Origin of the sequence: Vitreimonas sp. (assembly GCF_036392335.1) — a bacterium.
In the GTDB taxonomy this organism is placed as follows: domain Bacteria; phylum Pseudomonadota; class Alphaproteobacteria; order Caulobacterales; family Aquidulcibacteraceae; genus Vitreimonas.
Window position 1 is genome coordinate 126,326 of the sequence record NZ_DASVYD010000066.1, and the last position, 21,509, is coordinate 147,834.

Consider the following 21,509-nt stretch of genomic DNA (forward strand, 5'->3'; position numbering starts at 1 on the left):
AATTTTAATGCTGTGGCGACCGCACACGGGAACCGCGCTCGCCTTGAACCCGGAGATGAACTGCGCGTTAGGGCGGCAACAAAGGCGCCGCCTGCGTCACGAATTGTCCCGCATCGCAAACTCGCGCACGCGCTGCCGTGGCGTCGTGCGCTAACTGAGTTGCCGCCGCAGATAGCCGATCACTTCTTGCATCGCAGCGGCAGTAGGACTGCCTGGCGCATTGTCATAATGGCGCGACAGCACGGCGTGTCCGCGCCCAGCGATCACATGCGTCACCACACGCACCGCATCATCGTTGAATGCGCCATCGATCGCCGCAAAGCGCTCGCCGGTGCAGAATCCGTCCTCTTCAAAACGATAGGCATGCATGGCGCCTTTCGCATCGAGCGCCACACGGGTCGCCGCAATCTCCGCCTCGCTCATATGCAACGAGCCCGGCGCGCGGATCGCAAGCGAGGGTTGGGACGCGACGGCCGCCCATACGTTTTCTTCAGCGATCAAGGTCAGCGCGAAATTGCCACTCAAGCACATGCCGATCACGCCGATACGTTCATGGCCCGTCGCCTTCGCCACGTGCGCGCAGAGCGCCCGCATCCAATCGACGATGGCGCTCGATTTGCGTTTGGCGAAAATTTGGAACTCGCGGCGCATGCAGAGGACGCGAGCGAGGTTCCCATTCACATCGGTGCGCCCAAGCGGCCCAAACCAATGCGGCGCCCACACCTCAAAGCCCGCATCCGCCAGCCGATGGCACAACGCGATCACCTCTTCGCCGATACCCGGCAGCTCTTGCATGAGGAGGACGGGCGGACCCGCGCCCAGACGATAAACGTCAAACGCCTGGGTCTTGCCGGCAATCGGCGCGGCGAACGCGGTCTTGGTGAAGCCATCCATGGGTCAGCGACGTTACAGGGCGCCTGTCCCGGAACCAGCCCCTGGTTTGACCTTTCCGCCCCTTCCCCCTAAAAGCCCCGCCCATGCGCCAGCTTTGAGCTGCGCTTTGACCGGCACAGGACCCATATCAGGGTCTGGAGGCTGGCGAGGCACCCCGCCCGACGTGATCGTCCGGCGGGGTAAAACTGCTTTGCGCGGCGCATGATGTGGAGTTTTGATGTTTGAGGCCCTGACAGAACGCCTTGGCGGCGTCTTCGACAAGCTCACTGGGCGCGGCGCGCTCAGCGAGGCAGACGTCGATGCGGCGCTGCGCGAAGTGCGCGTCGCCCTGCTTGAGGCCGACGTCGCGCTGCCGGTGGTGAAGGATTTCATCGCCAAAGTCCGCGTTGAAGCGGTCGGCGAAAACGTCATTAAGGCGGTGAAGCCCGGCCAGCAGGTCATCAAGATCGTCTATGACACGCTGGTCGAGACCCTGGGCGGCGAAGGCCCGCCGGAAGGTCTGCGCATTCACGGCGAGCCGCCGAACGTCATCATGATGGCCGGCTTACAGGGCTCCGGCAAAACCACCACCACCGCCAAAATCGCCAACCGTCTGACCAAGACGGAACGCAAGCGCGTGTTGATGGCGTCGCTCGATACGCGCCGTCCGGCGGCGATGGAGCAGCTCTCGACGCTCGGCAAAAGCATTGGCGTTGATGTGCTGCCAATCGTGGCGGGCCAGCCGCCGGCTGAAATCGCCAAGCGCGCGCTGACCGCGGCCCGCCTCGGCGGTCATGACGTCCTCATCCTCGACACCGCCGGCCGCACCACGCTCGACGAAGAGATGATGCTGGAAGCGGCCTCGATCGCGCAGATCGCCAAGCCGGGCGAAGTGCTGCTCGTGGCCGACAGCCTGACCGGCCAGGACGCGGTGGAAACGGCGAAGCGCTTCCATGAGCGCCTACCGCTGACCGGCCTCGTGCTGACCCGCGCCGATGGCGACGGCCGTGGGGGCGCAGCCCTTTCGATGCGCGCCGTCACCGGGCTGCCGATCAAGTTTCTCGGCGCCGGCGAACGCCCGGACGCGCTGGAGCCGTTCGACGCCAGCCGCATCGCCGGCCGCATCCTCGACCGTGGCGACATCGTTGGCCTGGTCGAGAAGGCGGTTGAGCAGGTCGACCGTGACGAGGCCGAAAAGCTCGCCAAGAAGATGGCCAAGGGCCGCTTCGACTTCGACGACATGGAAAAGCAGCTGAACCAGCTGATCCAGATCGGCGGCCTCAAGGGTGTCATGGGCATGCTGCCCGGGGCCCAAAAGATTAAGAGCCAGATTTCCGAAGCGCAGCTCGATGACCGCCAGCTGCGCCGCCAGATCGGCATTATCCGTTCAATGACCAAAGCGGAACGGGCCAAACCTGACCTGCTCAATGGCCGCCGACGCGCCCGGATCGCCAGAGGCGCAGGCGTCGAGGTCGTGGAGGTGAACCGCCTTCTTAAGATGCACCGCAACATGGCGGACATGGCCAAGGCCATGGGTAAGGGCAAAATGCCTTTCGGCATGCCTGGGATGGGAGGCGGCATGCCTTCCCCTGAGGCGCTAAAACAGCTCGGTTCCGGCAAACCGCTACCGGGCCTTAACCCTCATTCTGCGCTTCCAGGGCTTCCTGGGGGCCTTCCGGGGCTTCCCGGAAGCAACAAAAAAAGCTAAGAGTTCAAAGGAGAAGCTTAGAAAATGTCCCTGAAAATCCGTTTGGCCCGCGGCGGCGCCAAGAAGCGTCCGTTCTACTCAATCGTTGTGGCCGACAGCCGTAGCCCGCGCGATGGGCGTTTCATCGAGAAAGTCGGCACCTACAATCCTATATTGAAGTCCGATGACCCGAACCGGGTCCTGCTGAAACTCGAGCGCATTCAAGAATGGATGAAAAAAGGCGCCCTGCCGACCGACCGTGTTGCACGGTTTCTTGACCAGGCCGGCGTTATGAAGCGCGAAACCCGCAATAACCCCAACAAGGCCCAACCCGGTAAGAAGATGGCTGAACGCGCTGCTGCAAACGCGCCGGCCGCTGCTGAGGGTGAGGCCGCCTCGGAGGCGTAAGAAAACCCTTGCCGACCAAGAAGTCCGCCAATTCTAAGCCCGCTCCCAAGGCGGCTGCCGCGCCGAAGGCCGCAGCCGCCAAGAAAGCCGCGCCGGCGCCTGTGAAGGCCGCCGCGCCGGCCAAGAAGGAGCCGCCAAAGGCGCCCGCGAAACCGGTCGCTAAGGCCAGGCCGGAAGCCGCCGCGAAAGTGGCCGGCCCGTCGAAGGCTGCGTCGGCGAAAACGGCAAAGCCCGCGCCGAAATCGGCCGCCGCCCCCAAGGCGACGCCCCCGGTCAAAGCGGCCGCGCCGAAGAAAGCGGACGTGAAACCGGCCCAGGCGCCCAAGACGGCGCCAAAGGCCGAGGCAAAGACGAAGGCCCCGGCTCCCGCGCCTAAGGCGGCGGTCAAGCCGGCGGCGAAGGCGGCGCCAGAACCCAAGGCCGCGGCGAAGGCTGCGCCCGAGGCGAAAGCGGCCAAACCCGTCGCCGCCAAGCCGGTCACCAAAGGCAAGCCGCTCCCGCCCGAAACGAAAGCGGCGCCGGCCAAACCGGAAAAGCCGGCCAAGGCGGACGCCAAGTCGGTCGAAAAGGCCAAACCAGAGCAGAAGGCCAAGCCTGAGCCCAAGACGAAGGCCGAGGCAAAGCCCGCCGCCGAGAAGCCGAAGCCTCAACCGAAGCCGCCAAAGGCTAAGCCGGTGAAGCCGCCGAAGCTTGCGCCTGTCGAGGCGGCCTTCGCTGGCCCCATCCCGTCGAAGCCGCTTGCCGTCGCCGCGGGTCGTGCGCAGCCCGTCGCCATGACGCCGCTCAGCGCCCCGATCCGCCAAGCGCCGAAGCCGTTGGCCGCGCCAAAGCCAGTGGCCGCCGAGCCGGAAACGGTGGGCGATCTGCAAGCTGTGCCCGCCTTTAAGGGCAAGACAAACGGCGCGAAGGGCATGGTGCTCGTGGGCGCCATCGCCGGCGCCTTCGGCGTGAAGGGCGAAGTCCGTCTGCGCGCCTTCACCGACAAGAAAGAAGGCGTGATCGCCTACGGCCCGCTGCACAGCGAGGACGGCAAGGTGATCCTGAAGCCGAAATCTTGGCGCGAACTGAAGGACGGTGTGGCTGTCGTCGCCCCGGAAGTGAAGAGCCGCGAAGAGGCTGAGAAACTGAAAGGCACGCGCCTGTTCGTGCCGCGCGCCAACCTGCCGCCGACAGCGGAAGACGAGTTCTACGTGGTCGACCTACTCGGCTCTCGCGCCGAAGCGGTGGACGGCACGGTGCTCGGCGAAATCTGCGCAGTTTGGAATTTTGGCGCCGGCGACATCATCGAATATCGCCCGCCGAACGGTGGTCCGAACGTTCGTATCACCTTCACCAAGGAAACGGTGCCGCACGTCGATCTCGCCGCCAAACGCGTCGTGATCGATCCGCCGGCCCCGGAGCCCGTCACCGGCAAGTAGCGCGCGAGCGCTACGCCGCGTACAGCTGACGCGATGTTTGCGGCTTCCATCATCACCCTCTTCCCGGAAGCATTTCCGGGCACGCTTGGCGTTTCGCTGATCGGCAAAGCGCTGCGCGAGGGCGCGTGGTCGCTGGACACCGTGCAATTGCGCGATTTCGGCTTGGGGCCGCACAAGAACGTAGATGACACGCCCGCAGGCGGCGGCGCCGGCATGGTGATCCGCGCGGACGTTGCCGCGGCCGCGATCGACTCCATTCCACGCCACGATCGCCCGCTCATCTATCTTTCGCCGCGCGGCAGGCAGCTCAGCCAGGACATGGCGCAGCAATGGGCCGCCGGTCCGGGCGTGATCCTCCTCTGCGGGCGCTTTGAAGGCTTGGACGAGCGTGTGATTGAAGCGCGCGGCATGCAGGAAGTCGCGGTCGGCAACGCCGTGCTCGCCGGCGGCGAAGCAGCCGCGTTGGTGTTGCTCGAAGCCTGCGTGCGGCTGCTGCCGGGTGTGCTCGGCAACCAAAGCTCCATCGTCGAGGAAAGTTTCAGCGACGGCCTGCTCGAACACCCGCAATACACACGCCCGCGCGAATGGGAGGGCCGCACGATCCCGGATGTGCTGCTTGGCGGCGACCACGCCAAGATCGAAGCTTGGCGGCGCGCGGAGCGCGAACGCATCACCGCCCAAAGACGGCCCGATTTGCACGGCACCCGGTCGAAGAACTGATCGCGGAGATCCCCATGCGCGTCCTGGCGTTCGCTCTCGCCTGCCTGTTCGCCACCAGCGCGGACGCACAAACCAATTCGGCCGAAATTGAGCGCGCGGCCCACGCACTTTCCGCCATTTGGCGCCCCGTCGAGGGCGCCGTCACGGCCACGACAATCAACGCCGCTTGTGTCGGCGCGGTCGAGGAAATCGCGGCCATCGAGGCCGCGCTGCCGCCGGTGCTGACGCCGGAATCCCTCCAGCGTGTGCGCGGCCTGCGCGGCATGCTGATCGTGCCCGCGGGCGATGTCGCCGGGTGGCTCTACGTGTTTCCCCCCTCGAGCCTTAGCTGGATCACCCCCGGCATGGGTCGCGTGACTGTGGTAAGCGAGGCGGACGGTTTCCTTGCTTTGCAGGACGGCGCGGGCCAGAGCGTGAGCGTCCAACTCGGTCGAGCCGGCCAATTCCCCATGATGCGGATCAGGCAGAGCGAAGGGGTGACCCTGAACTATGTGGGATGCGCCCCGGCAGGCTAGCTTTACCCCCTCGACAGGGCCCCAAGCTTCCCTTATACGCCCCGCTTTCCCGTGGTTTCCTATGGAAGCGCCGGCCCTTAGCCTGTGCGCTCGGTTGCGTAAATGAACCTGATCCAGACGCTTGAACAAGAAGAAGTCGCCCGCATCACCAAGGGCAAGACCATCCCGTCCTTCGATCCGGGCGACACGCTGCGCGTGAACGTGAAGATCAAGGAAGGCGATCGCGAGCGCGTTCAGGCTTACGAAGGCGTCTGCATCGCCCGTTCGGGCGGCGGCTTGAACGCCAATTTCACGGTCCGCAAGATCAGCTTCGGCGAAGGCGTGGAGCGCGTGTTCCCGCTGTTCTCGCCGACCGTGGACAGCATCGAAGTCGTCCGCCGCGGTAAGGTCCGCCGCGCGAAGCTGTATTACCTGCGCGATCGCCGCGGCAAGTCGGCCCGTATCGCCGAGCGTGGCGGCGGCGCCCGCGAAGAGGATTTCGTCGGCGAGGCCGCCGACACCGCCGCTGAATAAGCTTCAGCGTCCATCGAGACATAAAAGCCCCGCGATCGCCTCGCGGGGCTTTTCATTTGCCGCGCTTGACCTCCGGCCTGCACACGCTCACCTGACCCCTGCCCCATGAACGCGCCTGCGAAGCCTCCGCGCGCGGATGTCGAGATCCTGACACTCGGCTGCCGCCTCAACGCTTACGAAAGCGAAGCCATGCGCGCGCTAACGGGCGAGGCGGCGCTCTCGAACGCCGTCATTATCAACACCTGCGCCGTCACCGGCGAAGCCGTGCGCCAAGCGCGTCAAGCCATTCGCCGCGCCCGCCGCGAACGCCCGGACGCGGAAATCATCGTCACCGGCTGCGCCGCTCAAATTGATCCGCAAAGCTTCGCCGCGATGCCTGAAGTGAGCCGCGTGCTCGGCAATGCCGAGAAGATGCGCGCCGAAAGCTTCACCGGCCCACTCGAACGCGTCGCTGTCGCCGACATCATGGCGGTGCGCGAAACCGCGTCGCATCTGATCGACGGCTTCGTCGAACGCACGCGCGCCTACGTGCAAGTGCAGAACGGCTGCGACCATCGCTGCACGTTCTGCATCATCCCGTACGGCCGCGGAAATTCGCGCTCGGCGCCGGCGGGGGAAGTGGTGGAGCAAATCCGTCGACTTGCAGCCAATGGCGTGCCGGAAGTGGTGCTGACGGGCGTTGATCTCACCTCCTGGGGCGCGGACCTGCCGGGGCAACCCAATCTCGGCTCGCTTGTCGCGCGCATTCTAAAGTTGGCGTCGGATCTGCCGATGCTGCGCCTGTCCTCGCTCGACGCCATCGAGATGGACGATCAATTGTTCGAGCTGGTCACGCAGCACGAACGCGTCGCGCCCTATCTGCATCTCTCGCTGCAGCACGGCGACGATCTGATCCTGAAGCGCATGAAGCGCCGCCACTCGCGCGCGCAAGCGATCGAACTGGCGCAACGCTTGAAGGCTGCACGTCCAGAGATCGCGCTCGGCGCCGATTTCATAGCGGGCTTCCCGACGGAGACTGAGGCGCATTTCGCCAACACGCTGTCACTGATCGACGAATGCGATCTCGCTTACGTCCACGCCTTCCCGTTCAGCCCGCGCGAAGGCACGCCGGCTGCGCGCATGCCGCAGCTTGGGCGTAGCGCAATCAAGGAACGCGCTGCGCGATTGCGCGGTGCGGGCGCTGCCGCGCTCGAGCGCCATCTTGGCCGCTGGGTGGGCCGCGAGGCCGATGGCTTGGTTGAGCGCGACGGCTTTGCACGCCTGCCCGATTTCACCGCCGTGCGCTTCGAAGGCGCGAGCGGTAAAGCATTTCAGCGCCTGCGCTTCAGCGCGCACGATGGCGCGCATCTGATTGGCGTCGCCGCATGATCTGGGGTCTGTTCGACAAGAAAAAGAAACAGGCGGAAAGCCCGCAGCCTGAAGAGCAAGCCAAGGGCTTGTTCGACGGCCTGCGCAAGTCTTCGAGCAAACTCGCCGAAAGCTTCACCTCGGTTTTCACTAAGGAGAAGCTCGACGCCGCCGATTTGGCGGAGCTCGAAGATGCGCTCCTCACCTCCGACATGGGCGCAGCGGCGGCGGCGCGCATTGCGAGCGCCTTGGCGGAGCAGCGGTTCAGCAAGGAGAACGGTGTTCAAGAGGCGCGCGTCGCGCTCGCCAACGAAGTGGCGCGTATTCTCAAGCCGCGCGAAGCCACGCTCGATCTCACCACTGGCCCCAAACCCCGCATCGTGCTGGTGATCGGCGTGAATGGCTCGGGCAAAACCACCACGATCGGCAAGCTCGCCAACAACCTCACCAATGCCGGGGCAAAGGTCGTGATCGGCGCCGCCGATACATTCCGCGCCGCCGCGATTGAGCAGCTCAAAGTCTGGGCTGATCGCGCCGAAGCTTCGTTCGTCTCGTCCACGCAAGGCTCGGACGCAGCGGGGGTTGCGTTTGAGACGGTCAAACGCGCCAAAGAAGAGAACGCGGACGTCGCGCTGATCGACACGGCGGGGCGCCTGCAAAACAAATCAGAGCTGATGGCCGAGCTCGCCAAGATCGTGCGTGTCATGCGCAAGATCGATGAAGATGCGCCGCACGAAACCCTGCTCGTGTTGGATGCGACGGTCGGCCAAAACGCGCTGTCTCAGGTCGAGAGCTTCCGTTCTGTCACCGACATCACAGGCCTCGTCATGACCAAACTCGACGGCACCGCCAAGGGCGGCGTGCTCGTCGCCGTCGCGCAGCGCCACGCCATCCCGATTCATTTCATCGGCGTCGGCGAGAAAGCGGAAGACTTGCAGCCCTTCGACGCCGCAAGCTTCTCGCGTGCACTGGTCGGGCTCGAATAATCACGCCACACCGGTTGCCGTCAGCACCGCCGCCAAGCCTGGGCCAACAAGAACTAGCACCGCGAGCGCAATGTTGGCGTCACGCAGCACCGGTGGCAGCGCGTTGGGATCGACTTTCGTTTGCTGATAGGGGTCGTGCATTCTCGCCTCCATGTAGGCCGCGTTCGGCTCTGCATTGGAGGTGGTGACGGCCCTCACCGCTTACGAACGACGCCTCGTCGTCGGCACTGTGAGCGGAATTCACATCTTATGGCGCGACGCGTACCGGCAGCGGCACGTTGCAAACATTGATGCGGCCCGTTGGCTCCAGGAACCACGGATCGCGGCGGGTGCGTCGGCTTTCGGTAAGCGTGCGGAAGGTGGCGCTGTCGGTGCGCAGCGTTTGTAGATTGACGCGCTCGCCTTCCGGCAGCTCAGACGCCAAACGCACCGAACGGATGATCGTGCGCTCCTCCGGCGTCTCGTAGAAGCCCAACGGCCCCGTGCCGCGCGGCATGACGGAGAGCAATTCGATGCCCTGCAGCACGCGCCCCACCAGCGTCACGTTGCGATCGAGGTGACGCGGCGCTTGGCCGATGACGACATAGAGTTCCGCGCCGCTGCCGCTATCGGCAGTGTCGCCGCGGCCGGCGCCGACCATGCCATAGCAATGCGCGAGCCAGGTGCGGCCATTCTGGCCGGCGACTGGGAAGCCGTCGGCGAAGCCAACTTCGCGCGCGTATGAGTCTGGGTCTTGCAGGCGTGTGATGTCGACGCCGCTGCGCGGGCGGTCGAACTCGGGTTGAAGCGAGCGCTGCGCCTCGCCGTACGAGGTCGTGTCGCCTTCGTCGCGGCCCCACTGCACCACGTAATTGTCCTGAGCCCGCACGATCGCCGCGCCATCCCAATAACGCGCACGCGCCAGCGCGCGGATGTTGGCGGCGTGGTTGGGTGCGTATTGGGGGGCAAGTTCGATGATCACGCGCCCGCCGGGCAGATCCATGTAGATCGTGTTGTCTGGATCCACAGCCCGCCAATCAGCGGCCGGCGATTGTTCCAAGATATCGCCCATGGATGGAACCGGCGCCGTCTGCGCCTCGGACCGCATCGGCGCGCTTGCACATGCCGTCGCCAACACTGCCGCCGCCAGAGCCTGCAAACGCATCCATCCCTCCCACAAATCAGGTCGCGATCTGGGCAGGGAACGCGTTTCGGCGCAAGCGCCTAGTCCGCCGCCCCCGGTTCAGCGTATCAAAGGCCATGACCGAAGAATTGACCCCACTGGCCACCGCCAAACCGAGACAACAAGGCGGCCCCAACCAGCTGCTGATCGATCTCGGCCCCGTCATCATCTACGTGATCGCGTTCAACGTGTTGCAGCGCATCGAGGCGACCAAAGAGAACGCCGTCTACATCGCCACTGGCATCTTCATGGCGGCGACCATCGCCGCCATCGCCTGGTGCAAGATCAAGCAAGGCCGCATCCCGCCGGTCCTGATCATCACCGGCTTCATCGTCACCGCCTTCGGCGGCCTCACGATTTTGCTGCATGACCCGACCTTCATTCAAATCAAGCCGACGTTCACATATCTTTTCTACGTCGTCGCGGTGCTCGGTTCGCTGGCCGTGAAGCAGAACGTCTGGAAATTGCTTTTCGGCCACGCCTTCAATTTACCCGACAAGATTTGGACGATCCTGGCGCTGCGTTGGTCGGCGTTCTTCCTGTTTCAGGCCGTCCTCAACGAAGTGATCCGCAACACGCAAACCTTCGAGTTCTGGCTGAACTCACGACCTTTCGTTGTATTCCCGCTGACCATCCTGTTCGCTGTCATCAACACGCCGATCGTGCTCAAGCATCATCGTGAGACGGCTGAAGCGCCTGCGGAAACGCCGCGCAGCGCGTGAATTCACGTCCATTGGACTGAATTTCGCCTCAGACGCGAACTAAAGTCGAACACATGATTGATCGCCTTCTCTGCATTGCTAAGCTCCGGCCGGGTTTTGGGGCGGTGGAATATGGCGCGTTCGATGGCGGACGGACCTGAGTCCGAGCCTTTTCGGCTCGCGACATCAGCGAGCCACTTGCTGCATCGCGCCGAGCAGCTCGCGGCGGATCGCTTCGACCAACTTGTTGGCGACACGCTTTCCTTGCGCCAGTTCGCCGTACTCGCCGCCATCTCTGAAAAGCCGGGCCTGAGCCAAACCGAATTGGTGCGCGCCACCGGCATCGACCGCTCGACGCTGGCTGACACAGTTCAGCGCATGGAAAAGCGCGGCTGGATTTCGCGCACCACCGCCCCGCTCGACGCACGCGCGCACGCAGTGCATCTGGCGTCATCTGGCGCAGCCCTGCTTGCGGCGGCCACCCAGCACGCGCGCGCAGCCGACGCCGCGATCCTCGACCTCTTGCCGCGCACCAAGCGGCGGACCTTTCTCAATATCCTCACCAAGCTCGCCAAGCTTTCGGACGAGGCCGCGGCGAAGGCGGAGCGCGACGCGAAGCGTGAAGCCAAGCGCGCCGCGAAAGACGAGAAAAAGAAAAAGCAAAAGCCGGCGACGGAAACACGCAGACGCGACGGCGCGCGCAAACAGCGCAGCTAGCGCGCTTCGAGCGCAGGCATAATCGTGCTCTCGACCACGTCCTCAGTCAGCGGCCCGCGATAAGCGGCGCGAATTGTGCCGTCCGGGCCGATCACGAATGTCTCCGGCACGCCCGCGATGCCAAGCTCGATACCGAAGCGACCGTCCGGATCGAGGGCGACGACACGGAACGGATCGCCAAGCTCTTGCAGGAAGCGCGCGGAGGCGTCCGGCTGATCCTTGTAGGCCACGCCGACGATCTCAACGCCGCGCGCGCGCAGGGCCATTAATTGCGGATGCTCGGCCCGGCACGGCGTACACCAAGAGGCGAACATATTGATGACGTAGGCGCGGCCCGCCATTTCGTCGCTGGTCAGCAGGGCGCCGCCATCCAGACGTGTGAGCGCGTAGGTTGGCGCGGCGCGACGCTCATCGCCGGTCGTGAATAACTCGCGCTCACCGCCGCCGCGCGTAAGCATGACGACGCCCACCACAACCAACAGCGCCAATAAAATCAAAGGCGCGAAGGCGAGAACCCGCTTCATGGCTTCTTCTCAAGCTTACGCGCTTCGCCGGCCCAATGGCGCAACCGCAGCACAATGGCGATCGTCAGCACGCCGAACGCGCCAGCGCCCACAGCGTAGGCCGGCCAGATATACGCCCAACCCCCTTCGATCATGCCTCTGCCCCACGTAAGCGCGCCGCCTCGACACGCCGCCGAAACACCGCTGCGCGCATGTTCATCATCAGGAGCGCCGCGAACAGGCAGAGGAAGCCGCCCGCCATCGTAAAGAGCGGCCCCATCATGCTCGGGTGAATGGACGAACCACCCGCGCGCATGATGCTCGCCGGCTGGTGCAGCGTGCTCCACCAATCGACGGAGAATTTGATGATCGGCAGATTGATCAAGCCAACGAGACAAAGAATTGCCGCCAGACGCGCGGCCTTCTCCTCATCCTCAATCGCACTCCAAAGCGCGATGTAGCCGAGATAGATGACGAAGAGCGCGAGCATCGACGTGAGACGCCCGTCCCATTCCCACCAGGTGCCCCAAGTCGGCGCGCCCCAGAGCGAACCGGTGATCAAGCACACCGCCGCGAACGTGGCGCCAATGGGCGCGGCGGCGCGCGCGGCGACGTCGGCCAGCGCATGACGCCACACCAGGCCGACGAAGCTCGCAGCGCCCATGAAGGCGTAGATGCCCATCGACCACCACGCCGAAGGCACGTGCAGATACATGATCCGCACCGTCTCGCCCTGCTGGTAATCCGCTGGCGAATAAAACAAGCCCCATGGCACGCCGATCGCCAACAGCACGAATGCGGCGACCAGCAAAATCGGCGCGGCCCAGGCCGAGAAGGCCATGAAGCGCGCGGGATTGGCGAGGTAAGTCAGCATCAAATGTCAGGTATCAGGTGTCAGGGCCGGGAAACAGGCGGCAAACGGCATCACTCACTCCGCCTGCAGCCGCAGCGCCGCCGCCGCCGTGATCGGCCCGAGCGCGATCGCCGCAAGTGCGAAACCAGCCAGCACAGAGAGCGCTGCGCCGACATGTTCGCCGCCTGCCACGGCCGCGCCAAAGATAATAGGCGGCGCAAAGAACGGCAGCACAATGAGCGCGATCAAAACCCCGCCGCGCTTCACACCAGCGGTCACAGCCGCGCCGACAAGCCCCACGCCAATGAAGGCGGCCATGCCAAGCAGCAGGCTCAGCACAATCGCCGGAACCAAGTCCGGCGGCGCCTGCAACGCGATGGCGGCCGGCGCGCTCGCCAACGCCAGCGGCACGCCGACTGCCACCCAAAGCGCCGCGCCCTTGGCGAGCACGATCATCTCAAGCGGTGCGGGCGACAGCAGCATGTGATCGAGCGAACCGTCTTCGAGATCGGCTTGAAACAAGCGCTCCAAAGTCGCGAGCACCGCGAGCGCGGCCGCAATCCACACCAACGGCGGACCAGCAGCCGCGAGCAGATTGCGCTCCGGCCCCATCGCCAAGGGCACAAGCATGGTGGCGCCCAGAAAGAAGCCCAGCGGCGCCAATGCGCCGCCCCCGCCACCCCACATCAGCGCAAGGTCGCGCCGGAAGGTCGCCGCAAGCGCGCTCATGCGCCCACCGTGAGGGTCTGGCTGGGTGTCGGTCCAAGCGGTTCGTGCACAGCTGCAACGACCAAGCCCCCGGCAGCCCGGTGCGCATCGATGATCGCGGCGAGCATAGCCTTGCCGTTGGCGTCGAGCGCCGCGGCGGGCTCGTCGAGCAGCCAGATCGGCCGTGGCGCCAGCACAAGGCGCGACAAGCTCAGGCGCCGCGCCTGGCCTTGGCTTAACGTGCGCGCTGGCCGCTCTAACAATGCGGCGAGCCCAAGCTTCTCAGCGGCCACGTCCGCGTCACCCGCACCGCCGAACAGCCCCGTCCAATAACGCAGATGCGACGCAACGCTGATCGTCGGCTTCAAGCCGTTCTGGTGTCCCACGAAATGCAGCTTCAGCGCGGGATCTTCCGCGTTGTCGAACGCGATCCGGCCAGCGCGCGGTTTGAGATAGCCGGCGAGCGTACGCAGCAGGGTCGTCTTGCCCGCGCCATTGCCGCCGCGAATTTCGAGGTAGGCGCCGGGCTCCGCCGTGAAACTCAAGCCTTCGAACAAAATTCGGCCGCCCCGCGCCACGGACAGCGCGTCCACCCGAATTGTCGGCTTGTCTTGGAAAGGTCCGGACCCGCTCATAATGCCGCCCTGCTTCTAGAAAGGCTTGCGTCATCCGCCAAGGCGGGCCTTGGTGGTTGCGACATAAGGGAGGGACGGCGATGCGTCGTTTCGTGGCGGGACTGATTTTGGCCGGCGCGCTGGCCGCTTGTAGCCAGGACATGCAATCGCCCTCAGGCGGCGAAACGCCGGCCACCGAGGCCCATGGCGGCGTCGCCGACATGGAGATCGCCCAAGGTCGCGCGGCCATGGAGGAGGCAGCGCCTGCGCCGGCCGCACCGCCCGCCCCGATGGACGCACCCGCGGCGAGCCAGCCCACCCAGCCCAGCCAAGCGAGCGGCCCCGCGCCCGTTCTCTATCTCGCCTATTCCTACGCCACGGGCCTCGAAATCCCGAGTGAACGACTTTCGAGTGTCATGGATGCACATATCCAGGCCTGCACCGCCGCCGGCCCGCGGCTCTGCCAACTCATCGGCTCCAATAAGAGCGGCGACCCCGAGAGCTTCATGCAGGGCTACGTCTCGCTGCGCGCCGAGCCGACTTGGCTGGCGACATTCCGAAACGGCATCGCCGCGCAGGTCGACGAAGCTGGAGGCCGCGTTCAATCCTCAACCACCAATACCGAAGACTTGACCCGCGCCATCGTCGACACTGAAGCGCGTCTCCGCGCGCAAACGGCGCTCCGCGATCGCCTGCAGGAGCTGCTGCGCTCGCGCCCGGGTCGCCTCTCCGACCTGCTCGAAGTGGAGCGCGAACTGGCCCGTGTACAAGGCGAGATCGACGCCGTGCAATCGAACCTCGCCGTGATGCGCACGCGGGTCTCGATGTCGGAACTTACGATCAATTACCAATCGGCGCCGCGCCCCGTCGGCAGCGACACGTTCGAGCCGCTGCGCGATGCCTTTGCGAATTTCCTCGGCATCGTCGTCGCGGGCTTTGCGGCGATCATCACGATCATCGCGGGCTTGATCCCGTTCGCGATCGTGATCGTGCCGCTCGTGTGGCTGGCGCTGCGCTGGCGCCGCCGTCGCGGCGGGCGGTTCTTCAACCGCACGCCCGCGCCGGCTGCTGAGCCTAGCCCGCCGCCTTCGACAGGCTCAGGCTGACGCTTGAGGTAAAGCGCTGGCAGTCGAAGTGCGTCACCCTGAGCTTGTCGAAGGGCGACGCACGCCCTGTTGCGAACGGGTCGCAAACATTGGCCACAGCATCAATTGCGCCTTCATAAAACGGCGCTAAATAAGCCCTGCCGCGCGAACCGGTTTGATTCCGAACTTGGGGCGCACCCCAACGCGCTTGCATCTCTGAAGCTCTTAAGCCGGATGCAGACCCATGCCATCTTTGAACTCATTCAACGCCCGCACCACGCTCAGCGCGGGCGGTAAGTCCTATGCATATTTCGATCTCAACAAGGCGTCCGCGAACGGCCTTGGCGACATCTCCAAGCTGCCGATCTCGCTGAAGGTCCTGCTCGAAAATCTGCTGCGCACCGAGGACGGAGTCGCGGTGAAGAAAGCCGACATCCTGGCCATGACGTCGTGGCTGGTGAACAAGGGCAAGAACGAAGTCGAAATCGCCTTCAGCCCCGCGCGCGTGCTGATGCAGGATTTCACCGGCGTGCCCGCCGTCGTTGACCTCGCCGCGATGCGTGACGCCGCCGCCAAGCTCGGCGCTGATCCGGAGCGCATCAATCCGCTGGTGCCGGTTGATCTGGTCATCGACCACTCGGTCATGGTCGATCACTTCGCCAACGCCAGTGCGTTCAAGCAGAACGTCGAACTCGAATACGAGCGCAACGGCGAGCGCTATCAATTCCTGCGCTGGGGCCAGCAGGCGTTCCGCAATTTCCGCGTCGTTCCGCCGGGCACCGGCATCTGCCACCAAGTCAATCTGGAATATCTCGGTCAATCGGTGTGGACGCGTCAGGAAGGCGGCGAAGAGTTGGCCTATCCGGACACCGTCGTTGGCACGGACTCGCACACCACGATGATCAACGGCATCGGCGTGCTCGGTTGGGGCGTCGGCGGCATCGAAGCAGAAGCGGCGATGCTCGGCCAATCGATCTCGATGCTGATCCCGGAAGTCATTGGCTTCCGTCTCTCCGGCAAGCTGCCGGAGGGCGCCACCGCCACCGACCTCGTGCTCACCGTCACGCAAATGCTGCGTAAGAAGGGCGTGGTCGGCAAGTTCGTCGAATTCTACGGCCCCGGCCTTGAAACCATGAGCGTGGAAGACCGCGCCACCATCGCCAACATGGCCCCGGAATATGGCGCGACCTGCGGCTTCTTCCCCGTCGATTCCAAGACGATCGATTATCTCAACGCCACCGGCCGCGATCCCGCGCGCACGGCTCTGGTCGAAGCTTATTGCAAAGCCAATGGCCTCTGGCGCACCGATATCGAGCCGGAATTCACCGACACGCTTGAGCTCTCGCTTGCTGACGTGCGCCCATCGCTCGCCGGTCCGAAGCGTCCGCAAGACCGCGTTCTGCTCGGCGGCGTCGGCGAGGGCTTCACCAAGGTGATGAACGACGAATTCCGCAAGAGCGCGGAATTGAAGAAGCGCGCGCCAGTCGCGGGCGCCAATCATGATGTCGGCCACGGCGACGTTGTCATCGCCGCGATCACGTCGTGCACCAACACGTCGAACCCGAGCGTGCTAATCGCCGCCGGCCTCGTCGCGCGTAACGCTGTGGCGAAGGGTTTGAAGACGAAGCCGTGGGTGAAGACCTCTCTCGCGCCGGGCAGCCAAGTCGTCACGGATTATCTCGCCAAGGCAGGCCTCGATAAGGATCTCGACGCGCTGGGCTTCAATCTCGTCGGCTATGGCTGCACGACCTGCATCGGCAATTCGGGCCCGCTGCCGCCGGCGATTTCCGCCGCTGTCGCGGAGAATGATCTCGTTGTCGCCTCGGTGCTCTCGGGCAACCGCAATTTTGAAGGCCGCGTGAACCAGGACGTGCGCGCGAACTATCTCGCTTCGCCGCCGCTGGTTGTCGCCTACGCGCTCGCGGGTTCGGTTTACACGAACCTCGAAACCGAACCGCTGGGAACGGGCAGCGATGGCAAGCCGGTGTTCCTGAAGGACATCTGGCCGACAAACGCGCAGATCGAAGAAACCGTGCGTTCGTCGGTGACGAAAGCGATGTTCGAAGCCCGTTACGGCAACGTGTTCGCAGGCGATCAGCACTGGCAAGCGATCAAGGTCGGCGCCGGCCGCACCTATGAGTGGGACAACAATTCCACCTACGTGCAAAACCCGCCTTACTTCGAAGGCATGAGCATGACGCCAAAGCCGCCGACCGACATCGTCGAAGCGCGGGTGCTGGGCCTGTTCGGCGACTCGATCACCACCGACCACATCAGCCCCGCGGGCTCGATCAAGAAGGTCTCGCCAGCAGGCGTCTATCTCACCGAGCACGGCGTGGCGCAGGCGGACTTCAATTCCTACGGCGCGCGCCGGGGCAACCACGAAGTCATGATGCGCGGCACCTTCGCCAACATCCGCATCAAGAATGCGATGGTGAAAAACGACGACGGCTCAATCGTGGAAGGCGGCTACACCATCCACCATCCATCGGGCGAACGCCTCGCCATCTATGACGCGGCGATGCGCTACAAGGCCGAAGGCCGCGAACTGGTGATCTTCGCGGGCAAGGAATACGGCACCGGCTCCTCGCGCGACTGGGCGGCCAAAGGCACGACGCTCCTCGGCGTCCGCGCCGTGGTGGCCGAAAGCTTCGAGCGCATCCACCGCTCGAACCTGATCGGCATGGGCGTGCTGCCGCTGCAATTCATCGACGGGCAGTCCTGGGCCGGCCTGGGCTTGAAGGGCGATGAGCAAGTCTCGCTCTCCGGCGTGGCCAATCTCGGCCCCCGTCAGAAAGTAACGCTACGGATCAAGGCGGCGGACGGGTCGGTGCGCGACATCGAAGTGGCGTGCCGGATCGACACGGAGAACGAGGTCGAATACCTCCGTAACGGGGGTATCTTGCACTATGTGCTGCGTGGCCTGGCCAAAGCGGGGTGATCCGAGCGCCCAACGGGCGCCCCGTCACGCCGCTGTGACTAGAATCCAAGGGGCGGGCCGTTCATGCTGCCACGCATGATCGCCCGCTTCCTGGCCGCCCTGCTGTTCGGCTTGGCGGCGACCACGCTCAGCGCGCACGCCCAGGTTCAGGGGCAGCGCGTCCAGACGGTGGTGGAACTCTACACGGCCCAGGGATGCACGCAGTGCCCGCGCGCGAACCGCCTGCTCGGCGGTTTTTCGCGTGAGGACGGGGTGCTGGCGCTCACCTTCCCGGTTGGCATCTGGGATTACCTTGGCTGGCCCGACACCTTCGCCCAGCGCGAGTTCAGCGATCGCCAGCGCGATTATTCGAACGCGCTACGGGTACGTGGCCGTTTCACCCCGCAACTCGTGTTCGATGGTGCGCGCCAGATTAGCGCCTCGGATTGGGACGAAGCGCGCGCGACCTTCGATCAACGCCGCGCCGCCGGCCTCCCCGCCATCGCGCCTGATCTCTCGATATCACGACTCAACAACGGGCGCGTGCGCGTGACGGTTGGCGCCCGCGCCGGCGCACCGGAATCCGATATTTGGCTTGTCGCCTACGAGCCCGGCCCAATCAGCGTACGCATCACCGGCGGCATGAACGTCAATCGTACGGTGACGCACTACAATCTCGTTCGGCGCATCGATCGGCTCGCACAATGGAATGGCGCATCCGCGTGGTATGAGCGCAGCCTCTGTTCGCCGCACTGCGCCGTGATCGTGCAGGAACGCTATGGCGGCCCCGTGCTCGCGGCGGCTTACGTCGAGCGCTAGAACGGCGGCGGCACAGCGGCGGGCGGCGCGGCGCTCGGCACAAGCTGCGTCAACGGCGGCGCAAGCGCTTGAACGTCTTCGCTCGTCAGCGCATACGCCCAGGCCGCGCTCTCATTATTGATCGCAAGCGCGGCTGGCTCCTGCTCCGGCGTCTCGGCGCGCGCGACCATCTTCACCCAGGTGCGGCCATCGCTCGCGATCAGTTCAGCGTCGATGATGATTCCATCGAACGTGCGTGCGCGTATGCGCGCTGTTGGCGCGCCTTGAATGGCCGGCGCGGTGCGGACGTCGCTGGGCGAAAGTTGCGTTAGATGCTCCGCCGCCGCGGTAATCATTTGCGGCAGGCCCGCCAACGCTGGCGCAGCAATGCGCCATGGTTGGTCGGCGGCGTCGCGCGCAAGAATATAGGCGCGGCCTTCCGCCGGCATGATCTCCACGCGCGCCAACCGTTCCGCCGGCAGGCTCAGCGGCTGCAGCGCCATCCAGGTCGCCACATCGCGCAGCGGCGGCAATTCGCCTTCCGCCGCCCAAGTCTGATCATTGTCGGGCTGACGCACATACAGACCATTGGTCTCCACGCCCAGGATCAGATTCACCAGCAGCGCGCCGCGGCCGTCCTCGATCTGCACCAGAATGCCGCGTCCGCCCTGCCGCGGATCGGTGACGCCCAAACGTTCATGCTTAGAGGCATCGCTGGTCATGCGTCGCGTGTAGCGCAGGCCCTCGAGCCCCTCCGTGAGTTGCGCCAAACGCGCCGGCAGCACCGGATAATCGTCGCGGTCACGCATCGCCCAACCGCGCTGCGTGCGCTCGATGCGATAGCTGGCCTCCTGGCTCACGATCGTCACCCGCTGAGCGCCGGAAATGGTTTCCTCCAAGCCGGGCACGACCGGCCCTGAGGCTGCGTTCGGGCTGGATGAGCGGACCTCAATCCCCACCGTCACCGCCGCGATCACGGCGAGCGCGCCAGCAATGACAAACAAGGTGAGCGTGCGGCCCCGGCGACGCTCGGAAAGCTCAGACGTCATCGACGCGCACTCCCGCGCCGCTGCCGGCGCCAGAACAAGAACAGACCCGCCCCCGCCACCAAGAGCGGCGCAAGCCAAACATTGATGAACACCATCAGCGCCTGCAGCCGATCGATGTCGCCGCGCAATTCACGTTCAACGCTGCGCAATTCAGCGCGCACCTCTAGCGCGCGCGCGCGGAAACGCTCAATCTCGATATTCTCTTCCGGCGTCAGCTCAGCGCCGAGATCGCCCGCGAAGAAACCAGAGCCTCGGCCACGCTCCTGCATTTCCGCTAGGCGCGCTTCGGTTTCCTGCAACTCCGCGCGAAGCTCCTCTTGGCGCCGCTGAATGCGACGTTGTGCGTCGGCCTCCATGTCATCGACCAGTTCCATCCGCCGGAGCGACGGCGCACGGGAGCGCAGCGACACCAGCGCGTCCGAACCGCCCAACACGTCGATCGCATTCAAAGCGAACGCCGCGTTGTCCGCGGCCGTGCCGCCATTCGTCGGATCGACGTAAAAGTCATCAGCCAGGAAATCGACGTCGGAGACGACCACAATTTCCACCGGCGCCGCGGAACGCGTCAGCGGCTCGCCCGTCTGCGCAGGCGGTGGCGGCGGCGGCGCGGTTTCACCCTCCGCGAGCGGCGCCGGCGCTACGGCCGGGGCGCCATTCGGGAACGCGGTTTCTAGATTGCCCGAAAGCCGCAAAGCCACGGTTTCGATGCGCCCGCCGCCCTGCGGCCACATGCGCAGGATGTCAAACGGCGTCGGCCGCATCATCGCTTCTGCGGCGGGCATGCGCATCGTACGGCCGCTGGTGCGCGCAAGCGGCTGGATTTGTACGCCTTCGCGTTCGGTCCAAGTGAGGCCGCCAGCCAGACCAAAATTCACGCCGCGACCGAGCCACGCCGTCATCAGGTCTTCGCGATCGAGCTGTTCCGCCGGCACGGTGAAGAACAAGGGCTGTGGCGCGTCGACAGGCTGCCCGCTCGTGGGGTCCTGAACCCGCACCGGCAACGCCCCATCGAGATCGAGCACCACGCCCGGCGTCAGCGCCACACCCCATTGCGCCAGCAATGGTTCAAGCGTTGAGGCCGTCGGCGCCGGCGCAACCGGATTGAACGGATCAAAGCCGCCCGCCGCCTGCTCGGCGCTCAGCGACGCCGGATCGAGCGCCACGAACGCACGGCCTTTCCGCAATACGAATTGGTCAATCGCGTAGAGTTGCTGCGGCGACAATTGGCCCGGATGAATGATCGCAAGCACATCGACGTCTGGAATTTCGCTGAAATCCGGCGCGAGCTTGGTCACGTTCAGCAAGCGGCCCATTTCCGTCGCGAACAGATTTTGCGCGCGCCCCGCCAACGGATCGGACGCCGCCGCCGGATCGATCGGCAGCGAGGTAATCAGCGCCACGCGCACCGGGTTCGGATTCTCCAGCTCATAAATGAGGCGCGTGATCTCGTATTCGAGAAACGCTTCACGCTGCGGATCGAACAAGGGAATGATGCGCTGATCGTCGATCGCGTTGGCGCCCGTCAGGCCGAAATAGATCGGGTCCGCGCCCTGGTATGGTCGGTAGGGCTCGATACCCAACTCAACGGCTTGGTCTTCCTGCTCCGTGAAAGGCTCGACATTCACTTCCACAAAGCGCACGCGGCCACGTGAGCGCGCTTGGAAGGTTTGCAGCATCTCGCGCACGCGCGCGGCGTACGCCTGAAGCTGCGGCGACACCGCGGCCGCATCGCGCGAATAATAGAGCTTGAGCTCCACAGGTTCGCTCAAATCATCGAGCGTGCGGCGCGTCCCTTCGCTCAGCGAATAGAGCCGGCTCTCGGTCAGATCGAGCCGCCAGCCACGAAACCACGAATTGGCGATCACGTTCGCCGAGACGAACGCGATGAACAGGGCGAGCGCTGCGAAGAATGCGTAACGACGGGCGCTCATG

At 64.9% G+C, this 21,509-nt stretch carries 23 protein-coding genes; 13 read left to right on the forward strand and 10 right to left on the reverse strand.

Annotated elements, in window-relative coordinates:
• Positions 1-150: 150 nt before the first annotated feature.
• Positions 151-894 carry a dienelactone hydrolase family protein gene (locus VF769_RS15585; RefSeq protein WP_331009347.1) on the reverse strand — a complete coding sequence of 248 codons (744 nt, stop codon included), beginning with the start codon at positions 892-894 and terminating at the stop codon, positions 151-153.
• Positions 895-1,111: 217 nt separating this feature from the next.
• Between VF769_RS15585 and ffh the strand changes: the two genes are divergently transcribed.
• The 8 genes from ffh to ftsY all read left to right on the forward strand — a co-directional run bounded on the left by ffh (position 1,112) and on the right by ftsY (position 8,467).
• The gene (gene ffh, locus VF769_RS15590; RefSeq protein ID WP_331009348.1) at positions 1,112-2,581 is read left to right on the forward strand and encodes a signal recognition particle protein; all 1,470 of its coding nucleotides are present in this window, start codon (positions 1,112-1,114) and stop codon (positions 2,579-2,581) included.
• Positions 2,582-2,605: 24 nt separating this feature from the next.
• Complete coding sequence (gene rpsP, locus VF769_RS15595) at positions 2,606-2,968, forward strand: 30S ribosomal protein S16 (RefSeq protein ID WP_349258155.1); 363 nt, start codon at positions 2,606-2,608, stop codon at positions 2,966-2,968.
• An 8-nt stretch (positions 2,969-2,976) separates the two neighbouring features.
• Complete coding sequence (gene rimM / locus VF769_RS15600) at positions 2,977-4,386, forward strand: ribosome maturation factor RimM (protein ID WP_331009349.1); 1,410 nt, start codon at positions 2,977-2,979, stop codon at positions 4,384-4,386.
• 33 nt (positions 4,387-4,419) lie between these two features.
• Positions 4,420-5,106 (forward strand): tRNA (guanosine(37)-N1)-methyltransferase TrmD, encoded by a 687-nt coding sequence (gene trmD, locus VF769_RS15605; RefSeq protein WP_331009350.1) that lies wholly within the window; start codon positions 4,420-4,422, stop codon positions 5,104-5,106.
• A gap of 14 nt (positions 5,107-5,120) precedes the next feature.
• Positions 5,121-5,621: a hypothetical protein gene (locus tag VF769_RS15610; RefSeq protein WP_331009351.1), complete on the forward strand. Its 501-nt coding sequence runs from the start codon at positions 5,121-5,123 to the stop codon at positions 5,619-5,621.
• 102 nt (positions 5,622-5,723) lie between these two features.
• Positions 5,724-6,134, forward strand: coding sequence for a 50S ribosomal protein L19 (gene rplS / locus VF769_RS15615; protein ID WP_331009352.1), 411 nt, complete (start codon positions 5,724-5,726; stop codon positions 6,132-6,134).
• Between the two features lie 105 nt (positions 6,135-6,239).
• Positions 6,240-7,502 carry a tRNA (N(6)-L-threonylcarbamoyladenosine(37)-C(2))-methylthiotransferase MtaB gene (mtaB, locus tag VF769_RS15620; RefSeq protein WP_331009353.1) on the forward strand — a complete coding sequence of 421 codons (1,263 nt, stop codon included), beginning with the start codon at positions 6,240-6,242 and terminating at the stop codon, positions 7,500-7,502.
• On the forward strand, positions 7,499-8,467 hold the full coding sequence (gene ftsY / locus VF769_RS15625; protein ID WP_331009354.1) for a signal recognition particle-docking protein FtsY: 969 nt from the start codon (positions 7,499-7,501) through the stop codon (positions 8,465-8,467). Before mtaB ends, ftsY begins: the two co-directional genes overlap by 4 nt.
• Here ftsY and VF769_RS15630 read toward each other — a convergent pair whose 3' ends face one another.
• Both VF769_RS15630 and VF769_RS15635 read right to left on the reverse strand, forming a co-directional pair.
• Positions 8,468-8,608 (reverse strand): hypothetical protein, encoded by a 141-nt coding sequence (locus tag VF769_RS15630; RefSeq protein ID WP_331009355.1) that lies wholly within the window; start codon positions 8,606-8,608, stop codon positions 8,468-8,470.
• A gap of 106 nt (positions 8,609-8,714) precedes the next feature.
• On the reverse strand, positions 8,715-9,611 hold the full coding sequence (locus tag VF769_RS15635) for a peptidylprolyl isomerase (protein ID WP_331009356.1): 897 nt from the start codon (positions 9,609-9,611) through the stop codon (positions 8,715-8,717).
• 95 nt (positions 9,612-9,706) lie between these two features.
• On the opposite strand from VF769_RS15635, the gene VF769_RS15640 reads away from it, so the two are divergent.
• A complete protein-coding gene (locus tag VF769_RS15640; protein WP_331009357.1) occupies positions 9,707-10,351 on the forward strand; it encodes an inner membrane-spanning protein YciB in 645 nt (214 codons plus the stop codon).
• 111 nt (positions 10,352-10,462) lie between these two features.
• Positions 10,463-11,047 carry a helix-turn-helix domain-containing protein gene (locus tag VF769_RS15645; protein ID WP_331009358.1) on the forward strand — a complete coding sequence of 195 codons (585 nt, stop codon included), beginning with the start codon at positions 10,463-10,465 and terminating at the stop codon, positions 11,045-11,047.
• On the opposite strand, the gene VF769_RS15650 is transcribed toward VF769_RS15645, so the two are convergent.
• Genes VF769_RS15650 through ccmA form a run of 5 tightly spaced genes read right to left on the reverse strand, consistent with a single transcriptional unit; the run spans position 11,044 to position 13,746 of the window.
• Positions 11,044-11,571 carry a DsbE family thiol:disulfide interchange protein gene (locus VF769_RS15650; RefSeq protein WP_331009359.1) on the reverse strand — a complete coding sequence of 176 codons (528 nt, stop codon included), beginning with the start codon at positions 11,569-11,571 and terminating at the stop codon, positions 11,044-11,046. The two genes, VF769_RS15645 and VF769_RS15650, sit on opposite strands and share 4 nt — an antisense overlap.
• Positions 11,568-11,705: a heme exporter protein CcmD gene (locus tag VF769_RS15655; protein ID WP_331009360.1), complete on the reverse strand. Its 138-nt coding sequence runs from the start codon at positions 11,703-11,705 to the stop codon at positions 11,568-11,570. The genes VF769_RS15650 and VF769_RS15655 overlap by 4 nt, the downstream gene beginning before the upstream one ends.
• Complete coding sequence (locus VF769_RS15660) at positions 11,702-12,424, reverse strand: heme ABC transporter permease (RefSeq protein WP_331009361.1); 723 nt, start codon at positions 12,422-12,424, stop codon at positions 11,702-11,704. Before VF769_RS15660 ends, VF769_RS15655 begins: the two co-directional genes overlap by 4 nt.
• 54 nt (positions 12,425-12,478) lie before the next feature.
• On the reverse strand, positions 12,479-13,132 hold the full coding sequence (ccmB, locus tag VF769_RS15665; protein ID WP_331009362.1) for a heme exporter protein CcmB: 654 nt from the start codon (positions 13,130-13,132) through the stop codon (positions 12,479-12,481).
• On the reverse strand, positions 13,129-13,746 hold the full coding sequence (gene ccmA, locus VF769_RS15670; RefSeq protein WP_331009363.1) for a heme ABC exporter ATP-binding protein CcmA: 618 nt from the start codon (positions 13,744-13,746) through the stop codon (positions 13,129-13,131). The genes ccmB and ccmA overlap by 4 nt, the downstream gene beginning before the upstream one ends.
• Before the next feature lie 80 nt (positions 13,747-13,826).
• Here ccmA and VF769_RS15675 point away from each other — a divergent pair, with 80 nt between their 5' ends.
• The 3 genes from VF769_RS15675 (at position 13,827) to VF769_RS15685 (ending at position 18,549) form a co-directional block, all read left to right on the forward strand.
• Positions 13,827-14,831 carry a DUF4349 domain-containing protein gene (locus VF769_RS15675; RefSeq protein ID WP_331009364.1) on the forward strand — a complete coding sequence of 335 codons (1,005 nt, stop codon included), beginning with the start codon at positions 13,827-13,829 and terminating at the stop codon, positions 14,829-14,831.
• 223 nt (positions 14,832-15,054) lie between these two features.
• The gene (gene acnA / locus VF769_RS15680) at positions 15,055-17,751 is read left to right on the forward strand and encodes an aconitate hydratase AcnA (protein ID WP_331009365.1); all 2,697 of its coding nucleotides are present in this window, start codon (positions 15,055-15,057) and stop codon (positions 17,749-17,751) included.
• Positions 17,752-17,814: 63 nt separating this feature from the next.
• A complete protein-coding gene (locus tag VF769_RS15685; RefSeq protein ID WP_331009366.1) occupies positions 17,815-18,549 on the forward strand; it encodes a DUF1223 domain-containing protein in 735 nt (244 codons plus the stop codon).
• On the opposite strand, the gene VF769_RS15690 is transcribed toward VF769_RS15685, so the two are convergent.
• Together VF769_RS15690 and VF769_RS15695 are read right to left on the reverse strand one after the other, a co-directional pair.
• Positions 18,546-19,577, reverse strand: a complete 1,032-nt coding sequence (locus VF769_RS15690) for a DUF4340 domain-containing protein (protein ID WP_331009367.1) — start codon at positions 19,575-19,577, stop codon at positions 18,546-18,548. The two genes, VF769_RS15685 and VF769_RS15690, sit on opposite strands and share 4 nt — an antisense overlap.
• Complete coding sequence (locus VF769_RS15695) at positions 19,574-21,508, reverse strand: GldG family protein (RefSeq protein ID WP_331009368.1); 1,935 nt, start codon at positions 21,506-21,508, stop codon at positions 19,574-19,576. Before VF769_RS15695 ends, VF769_RS15690 begins: the two co-directional genes overlap by 4 nt.
• Between the last annotated feature and the right edge of the window lies 1 nt (position 21,509).

What these genes read in the sequence shown, in the direction of transcription:
- VF769_RS15640 (WP_331009357.1), top strand. Translation starts at nt 9,707, where the DNA reads ATGACCGAAGAATTGACCCCACTGGCCACCGCCAAACCGAGACAACAA.
- ftsY (WP_331009354.1), top strand. Translation starts at nt 7,499, where the DNA reads ATGATCTGGGGTCTGTTCGACAAGAAAAAGAAACAGGCGGAAAGCCCG.
- mtaB (WP_331009353.1), top strand. Translation starts at nt 6,240, where the DNA reads ATGAACGCGCCTGCGAAGCCTCCGCGCGCGGATGTCGAGATCCTGACA.
- VF769_RS15630 (WP_331009355.1), bottom strand. Translation starts at nt 8,608, where the DNA reads ATGCACGACCCCTATCAGCAAACGAAAGTCGATCCCAACGCGCTGCCA.
- VF769_RS15645 (WP_331009358.1), top strand. Translation starts at nt 10,463, where the DNA reads ATGGCGCGTTCGATGGCGGACGGACCTGAGTCCGAGCCTTTTCGGCTC.
- VF769_RS15675 (WP_331009364.1), top strand. Translation starts at nt 13,827, where the DNA reads ATGCGTCGTTTCGTGGCGGGACTGATTTTGGCCGGCGCGCTGGCCGCT.
- rplS (WP_331009352.1), top strand. Translation starts at nt 5,724, where the DNA reads ATGAACCTGATCCAGACGCTTGAACAAGAAGAAGTCGCCCGCATCACC.
- rpsP (WP_349258155.1), top strand. Translation starts at nt 2,606, where the DNA reads ATGTCCCTGAAAATCCGTTTGGCCCGCGGCGGCGCCAAGAAGCGTCCG.
- VF769_RS15660 (WP_331009361.1), bottom strand. Translation starts at nt 12,424, where the DNA reads ATGCTGACTTACCTCGCCAATCCCGCGCGCTTCATGGCCTTCTCGGCC.
- ccmB (WP_331009362.1), bottom strand. Translation starts at nt 13,132, where the DNA reads ATGAGCGCGCTTGCGGCGACCTTCCGGCGCGACCTTGCGCTGATGTGG.
- VF769_RS15635 (WP_331009356.1), bottom strand. Translation starts at nt 9,611, where the DNA reads ATGCGTTTGCAGGCTCTGGCGGCGGCAGTGTTGGCGACGGCATGTGCA.
- acnA (WP_331009365.1), top strand. Translation starts at nt 15,055, where the DNA reads ATGCCATCTTTGAACTCATTCAACGCCCGCACCACGCTCAGCGCGGGC.
- trmD (WP_331009350.1), top strand. Translation starts at nt 4,420, where the DNA reads ATGTTTGCGGCTTCCATCATCACCCTCTTCCCGGAAGCATTTCCGGGC.
- VF769_RS15585 (WP_331009347.1), bottom strand. Translation starts at nt 894, where the DNA reads ATGGATGGCTTCACCAAGACCGCGTTCGCCGCGCCGATTGCCGGCAAG.
- ffh (WP_331009348.1), top strand. Translation starts at nt 1,112, where the DNA reads ATGTTTGAGGCCCTGACAGAACGCCTTGGCGGCGTCTTCGACAAGCTC.
- VF769_RS15685 (WP_331009366.1), top strand. Translation starts at nt 17,815, where the DNA reads ATGCTGCCACGCATGATCGCCCGCTTCCTGGCCGCCCTGCTGTTCGGC.
- VF769_RS15610 (WP_331009351.1), top strand. Translation starts at nt 5,121, where the DNA reads ATGCGCGTCCTGGCGTTCGCTCTCGCCTGCCTGTTCGCCACCAGCGCG.
- VF769_RS15690 (WP_331009367.1), bottom strand. Translation starts at nt 19,577, where the DNA reads ATGACGTCTGAGCTTTCCGAGCGTCGCCGGGGCCGCACGCTCACCTTG.
- VF769_RS15655 (WP_331009360.1), bottom strand. Translation starts at nt 11,705, where the DNA reads ATGATCGAAGGGGGTTGGGCGTATATCTGGCCGGCCTACGCTGTGGGC.
- ccmA (WP_331009363.1), bottom strand. Translation starts at nt 13,746, where the DNA reads ATGAGCGGGTCCGGACCTTTCCAAGACAAGCCGACAATTCGGGTGGAC.
- VF769_RS15650 (WP_331009359.1), bottom strand. Translation starts at nt 11,571, where the DNA reads ATGAAGCGGGTTCTCGCCTTCGCGCCTTTGATTTTATTGGCGCTGTTG.
- VF769_RS15695 (WP_331009368.1), bottom strand. Translation starts at nt 21,508, where the DNA reads ATGAGCGCCCGTCGTTACGCATTCTTCGCAGCGCTCGCCCTGTTCATC.